The organism is Fluviicola sp. (genome assembly GCF_029266855.1).
Taxonomy (GTDB): Bacteria; Bacteroidota; Bacteroidia; order Flavobacteriales_D; family Crocinitomicaceae; genus Fluviicola.
Genome location: NZ_JAQSWB010000001.1, coordinates 630122 through 644009 on the forward strand (window position 1 = coordinate 630122; position 13888 = coordinate 644009).

The following is a 13888-nucleotide window of genomic DNA, read 5'->3' on the forward strand; positions in this document are numbered from 1 at the left end:
TCGATTCATAAATTAGTTTATTTTTAAACCAATTATTGCACAAACTGGAATTTAACCCGCTGATTGCAGGTAATGAAAAACAAATCAATATTACTTACTCTTATTTGCTTTGGGATTATCCTGGTTTCCATGTTTTTGCCGTTTTATGAGAGCCCACGAAGTGAGAACCTGTTTTCCGGCGAAAGTTTTGTAATCGTTGAAACCTACGAATCGTCGGATTTTGGCGTCACATTTTGGGTATTCAATGGCTTCGGATCAATCTTCGCACTTATGAATCTTGTCATTGCAATTATTCTGCTTTTATCCCGCTTCTTTTTCCCAAGATCTTTTCCCACAGCACTCATTACCGCCTTCGTATTTGTGATCTCATTATTGCTGCTTATTTATACCACATCGGAAAACAGGGGAGGAACATTGCAGGATGAGATGCTAAGCGGATTCTACCTGATGCTCATTTGCCAGGTCGTTTTGATCACACAATCATTTATAAGAGCAATAACAGAGCCGCCAAAAGACCGGAGAACCGATTCCGACATACTGGATTTTTAGGCAGGCATCAATTAAAAAGCAGCCTGATTTGGATCAGACTGCTTTTAATTTTCAAGGTGGAGTCATTCTTAATATGAAGTGGGACAAATACCTGTACCGGAACAAGTTCCCTGCATATAACGATACCCACAGCTTGCATGATGCGCGTCCCCGATAGCAGATAAGTCAAACACTAGGATCCTGCTCACAATCTCAGCTATCCGAATCGGCAGCAGCAATTCCGCTTCGATGGTAGAATAGGCAGATGCATGACCATCCGAATCGATATACATCAGGCTACCAACCGGGTCGTAATCATAGTTTTTCATTTCATTTAGCTTATTGATAAACGAAACCGGGAGGTCCGGAATCTGTTCCAAAAGCGTGATAAACTCACTGTCAGGAGGTAACAAAGGAACGATATCCAAATAATTTTCATAGCGAATATGATTCGGGAAAACTTCGTTATAGACCGTTGCAAAATCTCCATTTCCGCAGTTCGGTCCGGCAAAAGTAATGGTTTGTGTAACAGACAATTGATACACATTTCTAAAGAACATAGCTGCAATTGGTGCAATTCCACCGCCTTTGCTGTGTCCGGTGATGTACAAGGGCAGGGAACCTGTCGGATCAAGCGTTTGAATCGCCTCGATAATACCACCTCTCAATAAGTTCAAGGCAAAGAGAAAACCCTCGTGCACTTCACCCGGAAGATCGATATTACTCGTGGTCGGCATCATAAAATCCTGCAACCAATCGAAAAAAGAATCCCAATTCTCAGCAGGAGGGAGGGTTCCCCGAAAAGCAACTATAATTCCCTCAGCTGTTTGTCCGACCAGTGCAGCTTCGATCTGATCTGCAGTAACCACAAAAGGATCACTGGTAAAACCGACTGCATCGTATTGATTTTGGAAGGGGGAATTTTCTCCCAGTGGATTGTATCTTCCACTCGGATCTGTGGGGCTGATGGCATAAGCCGAAGCAGATGCGCACAGCAACTGGCATGGTAAAGAGATCGCGCTCATAATGAATAGTGTTTAAGTTTCAAATATGGATTAAAGATAAAAAAGACCTTTTAAAATAAAAATGCTCTTAAAAAGGAATTTCCTAATTTTCACTATTTGGTTAATTCCTGTTCTATTCTTAATTTTCAGAATAATTATCCCGGACAAACTTTCGGAAAAAGAATATGGTATTTGAAAAAGAATTCAAAGAAGCTTTACTTGATTTACCCATTAAGGAAAAAGACAAACTTCTTCTCAGGTTATTGAAACGCGATGTTCCATTGGCCAATCAGTTGTATTTTGAATTGGTTAGCACACAAACAGTGGAAGAACGTCGCTCAGAACTCGAGGAAATGGTTATTAAAAGAGCTTCCAATATGAGTAAGCGCAGTTCATCGATCCACGATCTGCTGAAAGAGATGCGTTCTCTGAGCGGCGATATTACGGAACAGATCAAAATTACCAAAGACAAATTCGGAGAGGTCAGTTTGAATTTACTGATGCTCAACGAAATACTAAAAACAAACAAACCCCAGCTTTCCTTTTTCTCCCGGGTAAAGGCACATAAATTTGCTGTTTATGTCATTGCGAGAGCATTTAAGCTTTTGGTTTTGATCCGATCTATGCATGAAGATTACCTCGCCGATTTCAGAGATGACCTGGCAAGTTTGGGCGAACTGATCAATCAAAATGCGCTTTTGAAGAAAACAGCAATGGAAAACGGATTGGATATTGACTGGCTGACTTCCGGAGAAATTCCTGAGAACATCAAACAACGACAGGATGCGTTGAAAAAGCAGGGATTTTTGAAATAATCCATATTCGTGGACCCAGCAAAATAGAAACCATTACCAACCAAATCAAAAAAGCATACGTTCGATCTGGTACTCGTTTATTTGAGTCCCAATTTTTGATCTTATGAAATCAATTTTCGTCAGATTAGTCATAACACCTTGATTTTACTGATCAAACAGACATAAGCTGTTCATAACCCCAAAAGGGTTTCGATTTGCTTTCACTTTCTTTAACAAGAAAAATAAGTGCCTGCTGTAACAAATGCCGGCTGAGTTGGTCTTACGGGAAACCAATTCAATTTTTAGATTATGAAAGCAACAATCCTATTCATTACACTTTTCTTCACCACCACCGGTTCATTTGTTTTTGCAGGAAACGGTGAGAACTTATTGGATCGCATTATGCACCGCAAGATTTCCTATCCTGAATCACTACGTGAAAAGGGGATTGAAACGATGGTAAAGGTAAAAGTGCGTGTTTTGTCAGAAAATCAAATCGAACTAATAGAAATAGCTTCGGATTCCGAAGAAATGAAAGCCGCAATCGAAAAACAAGTGCAGCAAATAAAGATCAAAGTACCCCAAAATCTGATCGGAAACACCTTCAATTACACCTTTAAATTCCAGGTGCAGAAGTAAACATCATTGGTTATCCTTCACTATCAACCAGATCAAACCACCTGAGAGATGAAGGTAAGAAAACGGCTTTCGCCGTTTTTTTTCTTCCACCTTTTTCATTGCCAAAAAGGTGGAGCCAAAAGTCTAGGCCTATACTCAAGAATCTGCAAACTACAGGTCATTACGCGAAAGCATTTAAAACTCGTCCACCCTGCAGTAGCAGAGCGAACTCAAACAGCAAATGCTTTTCTTCGCTTCATTCCTTCGTTTGCTACGATTCTCAGCGTAAGGGCCATTTTAACTTTACGAAAAGAAATCCTCTTTGTCCTTTTACGCTGTTAAAACTTGTTAGTTATTACGGCAAGAGACTAAATACGAAAGGCTTTGAGAGACTCGATAGTCAAAAGTCCAATATTTGTATCCGGAAACATTTACACTTTTGAGAAAGTTTAAAACGCATGGTTCCGACATCGCTCAACCATCCGCATTTGCAATTTAGCAAGCAGGATCTTTCTCAAAGTGTTAGGATATTAAGATTTTAAGAACGAAGATTGAGAACATCGTCATTCGAAAGAAAATCAGTAATTTACTTCTTCAAATCACAAACGGATGTCGGGAATATCTTTAAAAAGCGCAACTGGCAGATGGATCCTGTTTTCAACCATTTTAGCCACGTCTATGGTATTCATTGACGGAAGTGCGTTAAATGTAGTTCTTCCATCTCTTCAAACCGACCTGAAAGCCACAGGAGCAGATGTGTTTTGGGTATTAAATGCTTACCTGCTGGTATTGGCCGCAATGATGTTACCGGGAGGATCGCTCGGAGACAAGTTCGGGCGAAAGAAAATCTTTGCGATCGGAATTGTGCTGTTCATCATCGGTTCGTTACTATGCGGTCTTTCTCCCAATGTCAAATTCCTGATCATTTCCAGGCTGATCCAGGGTTTGGGCGGTGCCTTCATGATCCCGGGAAGTTTGTCGCTTATTACTTCCCTGATCAAAGACGGGGAGAGGGGAAAAGCGATCGGGACCTGGTCGGCAGTGACTACTATCGTAAGTATCGGCGGACCGGTAATCGGCGGGATTCTCGGCGACCACGGTTTGTGGCGCTACATCTTTTTTATTAATATCCCGGTCGGCATCATTTCACTGATAGTTCTTTGGCTAAAAGTACCCGAAACCTCCAATGAAGAAGACAAAGGCAGGGTAGACATTCCCGGAGCACTGTTACTGGTTGCGGGCCTGGCCGCCATTACCTATAGTTTTTTAAGATTTCCTGCAGTCGGTATCTCTGACTGGCAAGTCAACACCTTTTTGATCTTCGGAGTCCTGGACCTGGTCTTATTCCTGATTGTCGAGAAGCGAAGTAAAAGTCCCATGATCCGCTTAACACTCTTCCGGAATAGGAATTTCACGGGACTGAACCTGCTCACATTCTTCCTGTATGGCGCTTTGGGCGGCGGAATGCTGTTCCTGAGCCTGAACCTAGTTCAAATCCAGGGATACACTCAAACAGAATCCGGCTTAACATTTCTGCCTTTTACTTTTCTTTTGGGTTTATTCTCCAGGTACATCGGTTCACTTTCCGACCGGCTGGGCTCACGGATCTTTCTGATTGCAGGCCCATTCACCGTAGGTTTGGGTTTCCTGTTCCTGTCATTTATCGAACAAACCCGCGGCGCTTCGGACTACTGGCTCACCTTTTTCCCCGGGATCATTTTAATCAGTATCGGAATGCTTTTAACCGTGGTACCACTTACTACCTCGGTTATGACCTCCATCAGTCAAAACTATTCAGGAATCTCCTCCGGAGTCAACAATGCCGTATCGCGCATTGCCGGGATCTTCTCCAATGCTGCATTCGGAGCACTGGCCCTGTTACTCTTTACCAACCTGGTTGTTCAACAATTAGAAAAATCCGATTTCAGAGAAACTCAAAAAAACAACATTATTTCCGAAACCATAAACCTGGGAAATGCACAAGTTCCTGCCGACACCTTTACTCCGGATCAAAAGAAGCAAATTAAGCAGGTTTACCGCAATGCTTTTTTGGATGCCTATCAAACCATATTGATCGTGTGCACCGTGATGTGCTATAGTTCGGCATTGATCGCTTATTTTATGGTAGAGGGGAAGAAAGTAGAAGAGAAGCAAATTCCTGCATGATGTTAAAGTAATCATTATCCCGAATCATATACTTTCCTGATTTTACACTAAAAATCCTGAACTTACCCTGCTCAAAAACAAGGTTTTAGTTACATTTATAAATAATTCTTACATTTCTTAAACCAGCTTAAGTTTGTTCAAGCCCCCAATCTTCAACTTTGTATTGTCAACATGTAAAATGATACAAGATGAAAAAACTATTGACAAGTTCCGTGGGAAAGAAATTCACCATGGCACTAAGCGGCTTATTCCTGATAAGCTTTTTGATTGTACATGCCTCGGTAAATGCACTCATTTTTTACAATGATCACGGTAAAACATTTACAATAGGAGCCCATTTTATGGCTACCAATCCAATCATCCGAACAATCGAGATTGTTTTAATCATTGGTTTCATTATTCACATTGTCCAGGGATTGCTCCTTTGGCGGCAAAACAGGAAATCCAGACCCATTAGTTATGCTTATAAAAAGGATCATACACCAAACGTTACCTGGTACAGTAAAAGTATGACCTTACTTGGCACTTTGATTTTGCTTTTCCTGGTTGTTCACACCCAAAACTTTTGGATTCCCAATCGTATCCATCAATTTCAAACAGGTGAAGAGCTTCCGTTATATGAACTTATGCTTGAAAAATTTCAAAATCCAGTCGAAGTAATCATTTATACCCTAGGATGCTTCTCTCTAAGCTGGCATCTGTTACATGGTTTCAAAAGTGCCTTTCAATCGCTAGGGTTAAATCACCGGAAATACAATCCTTTGATACTGAAAGCATCTTATGGTTTTGCGATTCTGATTCCACTAATACTGGCAATGATGCCCATTTCCTTTTATTTCGGATGGTTGAAATGATTACTAACCAAAAATTTATTGTTCAACAGCCCGGGTCTAATGATCCGGGCTGCTTTGTTTGCAGGTGATAACGGGAGACAAGGACTTGGAATGAACCTTATTCCGTTTTCCATTCCGAAACGTGATTATTTTCCAAATCCTTCAGTTCCATGAAATCTTTTTCCAATTGCAAAATTTCATACTCGTCTGTTTGGGCAGTTCCCTGGAAATTGGAAGGAGTGCGTACAACAGTCAGTAAATCCGCACCAGCTGAAACGCTGTAGGTAATGGTCCATTGTAAATCCTGGTCATACGCAGGAATCTGGTATTCAAAAGTTCCCGAACACGGTTGATCCTTGGCTTTACACTTATCAAAAGTAAAAGCCCTCCGAATTCCTGTCAAATCTTCACTACCGGTATCTTCATAAGTTGACTTAGTCATAACCCAGGTTTCTCCACCGATGCTCTTCAGTGCTTTTTTCTCTTTGCTGCAGCTCATTGTAAAGGCAACTGCAACCAACAAATACAAAATATGTTTCATGCTTTCTTTTTTTTATCAAAGAAACAGCTGCTGAATGATTCCTCCAATAAGGCAAATGATGTATTTTGAACCAGTATTGTCCGAGTGAAATAGAATAACCAGCACCTTTTTTAAACGCAAAGGCGCTAAGATCGCAAAGTTTTTTTGATGTAAACTCCCGGTTGTCTCCCACGGAAGAACACGGAAGAACACAGAGTTTTAATTATTTAGATGGGAGAACATGTTTTTTTTAAACGCAAAGACGCTAAGATCGCAAAGTTTAATTATTGCTCACAAATCTTCTTCAACACGTCCAGTGCCTGTGGCCAGGTCTCGTCGAAATGCGAGGCATACTCATCTACCGTATTCACTTCAACTGTTACAAGTGTTCCGTTCGCTGTAGCTTCAAAGCGATAATTTTCATGAGCTCCTTTCCAACTGTCGACTTTTTCCCCTTCCGTTATTTCCACACCATTTTCCAGCATGCCATAGTGCTCGATGGATACATATTTTCCCGGGTCATTTTCGACAATACGGGCGATCATTCCTCCTTTGGTGCCATCTTCCGATATTCCAACGAACAAGATCTTGTCGCCCTTGTTCCATCCACCTTCCCAGGTAGAAGTAGGGTTGAAAGGGGCGGTCCATTGTTCGTAAGTATGCTTGTCACTAAGACCGAGCATCACATCGTGAACGTGTTCAGGAGAAGCAGAAATTTCCTTGGTATAACTTAGTTTTTTCATCTGAAAGTGCTTTTGTTACTTACCAAGTTAAGGAAGTTTTGTTTTAAAGTCAAGGGCGAAAAAGTTTTATTTTTTTCGGAAACAAACCCTTTCCGAATGCAAACCTGAGACTCTAGCTATGCGGAATAGCGCTTTTTTTTCAAATTATCTATACGAGGAAAAGATTTAGTTATATTTATCTGGTAGTCAAAATTCACTGAACCATGAATACTCCTTTAAGCAAAAGAACTGTTCAAAATAGCTCTGTCATTCAAAGCAAGCAGATTAAAAGTTCATCAACCCGGCAGCAAGTTTCTTTTGAAGATAAAAGAGCGAGTACGATTCAGCAGCAAAAAATCATTGAAGGCATCCATAAATCATCAGATACAGTACAAGCGAAAGCAAAAACGCCTACAGTTTCATCAACCGGTTCAAATGCAGTTATTCAGCGGTATACAATCCTTAAACCGGGTGACTATCAAACAACGAATGACGGACAGAAACCTTTGTTCCCGAGCAATCAACTGGAGAGTAGAAGAGAAAGTTCAGAAGAGGATGGAATTAAATCAGTTGTTTCCAAACGAAACTGGAAACCACGAAACCTGGACAATCCTCCGTTAAAAGTGTCTGAAAAAGGCTTGCTTGCGTTGGAAAGCACTGTTGGTCAGCCCAAAGTTTTTTACGGGAAACCCGCGAATATCCAGGCTTCCCGCCAGCGCCTGATCAATATCAAATCCCGCATAACCCTGGATGAAGAACCTGGAGCGAAAGTAAGTACTCCAAAAAATCCTACAAACCCTGACGGACAAACCCAGGATTTAATCCGTGTAAAACCCGTTCAAAGTCCGCATGTAGATCCCAGAGGAGAATTGATGGATACGAGTGTTTGTACATTTGTATCCGAACGAATTGTAGGAGGAAAACACCTGGTGATCGGAAATAAAGTCGGGAGCCAAAAAGTACTTGGATCCGTAAGCACTTCAGACGGTAACAAGTTTGGCAGGATTTTGAACCAACTGGATGAAAGCAATACTACGAAAGGTTTTGAAGATCAATGGCAAAATGATGTGAGTCCTTATATTCTGAATAACGGACCAATCAGTCAGGAAGTTCATCAGTACTTTAAAACAGGTATCCTTGGAATCCATGTCAAACCCAGCGACCGGATTTTACGGGCGCTCAGTGTAGAAGGAACTCCAAAAGAATTATGGAAACAGGTGTATGAAATCTATGATAAAAAGGAAGCCGAAAACAATAATTTGATTGAAGGAGATGTTTTCAGACATATCATCGGGTATTTCAAGACGAACGACACCATCAGGTACACAAAAACAAAAGACAATCAGCAACTGACAACCAATTTGGGAATCAATGAGCATACAGCCCCTGAAGTAGGAGAGTCGTTTTCCTCTTTTGCACTCCCGTCTCCGGGAACAATCGATGAAAAAGGAATAACCGGCGATGGTGTTGATTTGACCAAGCTGGATGGTTTGGAAATTCAACAACTAATCAAAGAGTTCCTGGCTCTGCAATCGAGTTCCGAAAAGCTGGGATGGCTGGCAAAAAGTCAATATAAAAAAGCCAGAGGACTTGTTCAGTTCGGAGATCACCATGCGGCCGTTGTAGCAAAAGACGGACCGGATACCGTTACCTTTGAAAATTACAATCGCGGTGTAGAGTCCGAAGTATTTCTGAATGACGTTTGGGAAGGTTGGTTTACCGGTGCTGAAGAATTCCGTAAAGATGTGAACAGTGAAGTTCGCGAAATGTTGAGGAGTATACGGCAGCAGGAAGGAAATCCGGATTATGACAATCACCTGCGAAAGTTACAGTCCTTTAAGAAAAAGAAGGAAGCCCTGGACAAATTCCAACAGGATTTCATCCGAATAACGGACCAGGTTCGTGCCAAAATTGAAACAAACATCTTTGATGAACAAAATGATTTGTGGCATTTCAATATGTACGGCCCTGCAAACCAGACTTTCGTAGATGAAAACCAAAATATCAGTAAGCAATCTTTTCATGATGTTTGGTCAAAATCAGTTCCGAACACCCTTACAGTTCGTACGACCGGGTTGATGGACGATCAAATGAAAGACAACTTACGTAAAAAAGTATACCACCTGGTTTACCAACAAATTAAACAAGATCATTTTGGCAACTCACTTTCTTCCTACAATGATTTGAGGGATTTATGGCTGCAAAACATCGACATCCCTAAAACGCGTGTTGAATATTCCGATACATTGATTTCCCTGCAGGAGCTGGAACAATCGCAAGGAACCTTAACACCGTCGGAACAGTTTGAAGCCGAAGCATTGATGAGTAGAAATAAAAAACTCATTTTCACCGCATTATACCTAATGACCAATGAACATCAGTTTTCACCGAAAAAAATGTTCTTTAAGAAGTATTCAAGTGGAATAGTGCCTTTTGGGTAGAATCAAGGCTCACTTTATTTTCAGCAAACGAAATTTGTTTCTCATTCCCGGATCAATTGTGTAATACTCATAATGCGTAACCAGGTTTCCGCATCCTTCATTGGCAACCCCACTTCCAAAGGTTTCATGGGGCAAGCCCAAACTGCATTGCTCATTTTTTTGTTAAATTTCACCTACAACTTGTTTCGTACGAAAAATTTCCTACCTTTGAAAAATGAAAACAAAAAACGCTGAAAATAATCCGCAATCGGAACCGACAAAATCAGAATTGGAGATTTTGCAGGTTCTTTGGAAAAACGGTCCTTCAACAGTTCGTTTTGTTAATGATTATCTGAACGAACAGAAACGTGCCGTACAATATACTTCCACATTGAAATTAATGCAGATCATGACTGAGAAAGAAATGTTACTGCGTGACGCATCGAGCATGAAGCATATCTACAGACCGGCAATCGAAGAGAATCAAACGAAGACTGTTTTACTTGATAAGTTCATCGATACAATGTTCAATGGTTCAAGTACCAGCCTCATGATGCAGTTGTTGGGGAACAAAAAAACTTCACCTGAAGAATTGGATGCAATCCGCGCCATGCTGGACCAACTGGACAAGAAATAAAAACTTTTAAAACCCAATACTATGAATTCTTTAGTGAACGACTCCATGATTAAAGCAGTCAGCTGGACATTGATCCATTCGCTTTGGCTGGGACTCGCAGCGGCCTTACTGGCGGGACTTACCCTTTTGCTTACAAAAAAATCAACTTCGGCAATCCGATACAACTTACTCGCAGGATTGAGTATTGCATTTTTGGTGACAATCGGTTTCATTTTCTATAACGAATTCGAACCACAAACATCCGTTTTACAAGCGGATAAATTGGTGAAAAATGATCTTCAAACAGAACAGCTCGTTTCGATTTCCAACACAGGATTAAAGGAAGAGGTGAGTGCACCATTTTCAATAATAGCTGAATTCATCAGCAAATCCGGTTCATGGATCGTTTTCATCTGGTTTGTCGTTTTTGTTTTCAAATGTATCCGAATGACAGGTGAATTACGGCAGGTTTACCGTGCACGAAATTATCAAACGATTTCTCCACCGGAAATGTGGCGGAAACGCGTGTCTGAACTACAGGTTTCACTCCGGATCACACGCAGCGTTCAATTACTTGAATCGAAATTAGTCACGATTCCATCGGTAACAGGATTCTTCAAACCGGTTATTTTGGTTCCGGTTGGATTGTTGAACAATATTCCTCACGAGCAGGTAGAAGCTATTTTGCTGCACGAGCTTGCACACATTCGTCGCAGCGATTACCTTGTCAATCTCATGCAAACGTTCATTGAAATCTTGTTTTTCTTTAATCCCGGTATTTTATGGATTTCCTCCTTGTTGAGAGACGAACGTGAAAATTGCTGCGATGATTTAGCAATTAGCGTTACAAACAATAAAAAAGAATTTGTCAATGCCCTGATTTCTTTCCAGGAATACAACATGAACACACAGCGATTCGCCCTGCAATTCGGTGATCAGAAAATGAAGCTGGCAGATCGTGCAAAACGGATTCTTTTCAACAGTAACAAGATGCTTAGTATCCGTGAAAAGTACTTTCTATCGGCTTGTGTAGCGATGAGTGTGGTTCTCTTTCTAGTGGTCCTGAACGTGAATTCCTCTTCCGCACAGGAAATTAAAGTACCTGTATCGGACACCCTGGGTAATGAAAAATATGATCCGAAGGAGATTCCGGAAGGAACTTCCATCCGATACGTTGCTGAGGACAAGGGGAAGAAGTCCTACATATACATTTTCAAGAGCAAAGGAATGCTGTACCAGGTTCCGGAAAATTTGGAACATTTTAAGGTCAACGGCAAATTGATTACCGGAAGAGATCGGGAGAAGTACCTTCCACAAATCAACCAGTTGATTACAGGTTATGAAAAAGCCATTGCTGCTAAAGAAATTGACGGGTATACAGCCGGTGACTATCCGGAAGCAGAAGTTGATCTTTCAGAAGAAGAACGGATCATTGATGAAGCATCGAAAATCATAGACGTACACTCGGCAATCATTGACAAGCATTCGGCAGTTATTGATAAACATGTAGCGGTTATTGACAAACAGGTAAAGATTATCGAAGCCGAAACCAATCAAAAAGACGGGAAGATCAACTGGAAAAAACACGATGAGGCACAACGCCGCATCGAAGCAGAACAGGTCAAAATCCAGGCGGAATCAGACAAAATTGATCAGGAAGCACGCAAGATTGACGAGCAGGCACGTAAGATCGATGAACAGTCGCGCAAGATCGATGCAAAACTGAAATTGCAGGAAAAAGAGGTGACCTTAGCTCCTTTGAACCACCTGTCAATTGAAAAGGATATCACCGAAAAGGTCAAGGAAGATTTAATAAAGGCAGGTTTCAAGGGAAAGATCCATTCCTTCGAATTGAGTGAGAAAACTCTAATAATTAACGGAAAAATACAAGCGGACTCACTTTTCCAGAAAGTAAAAAAATACACCAAACCCGGCATGCGCATCTTGTACAACATTGATACGCATTAATGCATGTCTAAAACAAAGCCTAAGTAAGACATGAGTACAGTTAAAGATGAAGTAAAGTAGGTTCGCCAGCGCGAGCGCTTTACTAAACAAGCTCCGATAGTAACAATCGGGGCTTTGTTGGTGGGATAATAAGTAGGAGGGGAGGGTTCAGGATTTTTTATTCAAGAACTCTTTATTGGCAGCATTTCTACCAGCCATTTTACCAACCCAAAAACCAAATAAAAAGAGGAGTACGGGAATACCAATTACAATAAGAATTTCAGTTGAGCCAAATTTTTCCATGAGATAGTGATTTTTTTTGACCAAGTTTCGTCTTTTACTTGATTGATTTTGTTCCATTTGCAATTTGAAAATCTAATTCTTACATTCGAGACCTAAATTGTTACCTACACATGAAACTATTCATTACCCTATTGCTTTCGGCAATACTATTCACGCTGACAAATTGCGAAACTAATTCCCATTCCAATAATTTTCGGGATGAATTCACTGAAGGATCACCTGAACCTGAAATAGAAAAAAGCCCTGAAGAACTGAGAGCTGAATTGAAAGCTTCCGAGGAAAATTCACCTGAAAAATATCTATCATGCGGAGAAGTAAGAATGAGTCCACAACAAGTTCAAACAAGAAGTGCCGGACTTTTTCACGATGCAGAATATGAACCCGATGGAGCAATTTTCAGAGGAACTATCAATAGCAGTGCAACTTTAGGACGATTCAAAGACCCAAAGATCAAGATTCTTTTTTATTCGAGGACTAATACACTGATTGAGGAACAATCTTATGTGATTTACGAATACATTGAACCACGATCGACTACCAGTTTTTCATTCAAAACAGAATCCTATCCTCAGGCTTATGAGAATTTTAGGGTTCAATTAGTCGGAGCAAGTGTGGCGGAGTGATAGAATCCGCAAAAACTATTGACTACCTAATGCCGTTGCAGTATCTAATTTTTATGTAATATGAAAAAACCATTTCTTTACTCATCAAAACCTTATACTGGAATAATTCACACTATTCTCATATCAATTCTTGGACTTGTAGTGATTTACTTATTCATATTGAATTATCAATTAAAAGCTCAAGTGGATGCTGAAGTAACTATAAATCCTAGCAAGGTTCAACCAAATATTTCCTCTGAAACTAGCACCTCTGTGATTCTCACTTTTATTGGTATTGGGTTCGCCTTATTCGCATTTCTCACTTTCCAAAGTCTGAAGGATTTTTATCAAAACAAAATATCCGAAATAGAGAAAAAACACGAAGAACATGAGGCTCAGTACCAAAGCCAATATAATAGCCTTGGGATTTTAGAGAGTAGTTTGAATCATACATTATCAATAATTATGAATGATCTTGCTAGAAAATATTTGCAGGAAGGAGATATTTCAGCATTTATTATGGCTGAAATGGTGGAATGTGAAAAATTGGTTCTTATTATTCAAAGTAAGTTTGTTGCATCCGACTTGTTTAAAGAGCAATGCCAAGAAGCATTAGCCACCAACATCCAGTGGATGGAATTCGAATTACGTAATCGAGGAATAGAAAAATTTCAAGTAAACACAGTTGCCCCAGAAGTATTAAAAGCACGACAAATCACTATTCTCAATGGTGTTTCTGATAAAGACTACCAAACTATGAATAGCATTTTTGGCAAAATAGATCTACAGCCTGTACCAAAAAATCAATAAGGTCT

Annotated in this window: 14 protein-coding genes; 10 read left to right on the plus strand and 4 right to left on the minus strand. The window is 40.4% G+C overall.

Annotated elements, in window-relative coordinates:
- Nucleotides 1-72 precede the first annotated feature (72 nt).
- Nucleotides 73-549, plus strand: a complete 477-nt coding sequence (locus K0S23_RS03030) for a hypothetical protein (RefSeq protein ID WP_300354082.1) — start codon at nt 73-75, stop codon at nt 547-549.
- A 68-nt stretch (nt 550-617) separates the two neighbouring features.
- Here K0S23_RS03030 and K0S23_RS03035 read toward each other — a convergent pair whose 3' ends face one another.
- Nucleotides 618-1553 (minus strand): lipase family protein, encoded by a 936-nt coding sequence (locus tag K0S23_RS03035; RefSeq protein ID WP_300354085.1) that lies wholly within the window; start codon nt 1551-1553, stop codon nt 618-620.
- A gap of 164 nt (nt 1554-1717) precedes the next feature.
- Between K0S23_RS03035 and K0S23_RS03040 the strand changes: the two genes are divergently transcribed.
- The 4 genes from K0S23_RS03040 to K0S23_RS03055 all read left to right on the plus strand — a co-directional run bounded on the left by K0S23_RS03040 (nt 1718) and on the right by K0S23_RS03055 (nt 5964).
- Nucleotides 1718-2347, plus strand: coding sequence for a hypothetical protein (locus K0S23_RS03040; RefSeq protein ID WP_300354088.1), 630 nt, complete (start codon nt 1718-1720; stop codon nt 2345-2347).
- A gap of 288 nt (nt 2348-2635) precedes the next feature.
- Nucleotides 2636-2965 (plus strand): hypothetical protein, encoded by a 330-nt coding sequence (locus K0S23_RS03045; RefSeq protein ID WP_300354091.1) that lies wholly within the window; start codon nt 2636-2638, stop codon nt 2963-2965.
- 588 nt (nt 2966-3553) lie between these two features.
- Nucleotides 3554-5110 carry an MFS transporter gene (locus K0S23_RS03050; protein ID WP_300354094.1) on the plus strand — a complete coding sequence of 519 codons (1557 nt, stop codon included), beginning with the start codon at nt 3554-3556 and terminating at the stop codon, nt 5108-5110.
- Nucleotides 5111-5298: 188 nt separating this feature from the next.
- Nucleotides 5299-5964, plus strand: coding sequence for a succinate dehydrogenase cytochrome b subunit (locus K0S23_RS03055; protein WP_300354097.1), 666 nt, complete (start codon nt 5299-5301; stop codon nt 5962-5964).
- Nucleotides 5965-6061: 97 nt separating this feature from the next.
- Here K0S23_RS03055 and K0S23_RS03060 read toward each other — a convergent pair whose 3' ends face one another.
- Both K0S23_RS03060 and K0S23_RS03065 read right to left on the minus strand, forming a co-directional pair.
- Nucleotides 6062-6484 carry a hypothetical protein gene (locus tag K0S23_RS03060; protein WP_300354099.1) on the minus strand — a complete coding sequence of 141 codons (423 nt, stop codon included), beginning with the start codon at nt 6482-6484 and terminating at the stop codon, nt 6062-6064.
- Nucleotides 6485-6747: 263 nt separating this feature from the next.
- A complete protein-coding gene (locus K0S23_RS03065) occupies nt 6748-7206 on the minus strand; it encodes an SRPBCC domain-containing protein (RefSeq protein ID WP_300354101.1) in 459 nt (152 codons plus the stop codon).
- 203 nt (nt 7207-7409) lie between these two features.
- Here K0S23_RS03065 and K0S23_RS03070 point away from each other — a divergent pair, with 203 nt between their 5' ends.
- From K0S23_RS03070 to K0S23_RS03080, 3 genes are all read left to right on the plus strand, one after another.
- Complete coding sequence (locus tag K0S23_RS03070; RefSeq protein ID WP_300354103.1) at nt 7410-9626, plus strand: hypothetical protein; 2217 nt, start codon at nt 7410-7412, stop codon at nt 9624-9626.
- Nucleotides 9627-9840: 214 nt separating this feature from the next.
- On the plus strand, nt 9841-10242 hold the full coding sequence (locus K0S23_RS03075; protein ID WP_300354106.1) for a BlaI/MecI/CopY family transcriptional regulator: 402 nt from the start codon (nt 9841-9843) through the stop codon (nt 10240-10242).
- A gap of 21 nt (nt 10243-10263) precedes the next feature.
- Complete coding sequence (locus tag K0S23_RS03080) at nt 10264-12189, plus strand: M56 family metallopeptidase (protein ID WP_300354108.1); 1926 nt, start codon at nt 10264-10266, stop codon at nt 12187-12189.
- Nucleotides 12190-12336: 147 nt separating this feature from the next.
- On the opposite strand, the gene K0S23_RS03085 is transcribed toward K0S23_RS03080, so the two are convergent.
- A complete protein-coding gene (locus K0S23_RS03085) occupies nt 12337-12471 on the minus strand; it encodes a hypothetical protein (protein ID WP_300354111.1) in 135 nt (44 codons plus the stop codon).
- Nucleotides 12472-12581: 110 nt separating this feature from the next.
- On the opposite strand from K0S23_RS03085, the gene K0S23_RS03090 reads away from it, so the two are divergent.
- Nucleotides 12582-13094, plus strand: a complete 513-nt coding sequence (locus K0S23_RS03090; RefSeq protein WP_300354114.1) for a hypothetical protein — start codon at nt 12582-12584, stop codon at nt 13092-13094.
- 60 nt (nt 13095-13154) lie between these two features.
- Nucleotides 13155-13883: a hypothetical protein gene (locus tag K0S23_RS03095; RefSeq protein ID WP_300354117.1), complete on the plus strand. Its 729-nt coding sequence runs from the start codon at nt 13155-13157 to the stop codon at nt 13881-13883.
- Nucleotides 13884-13888: the final 5 nt, after the last annotated feature.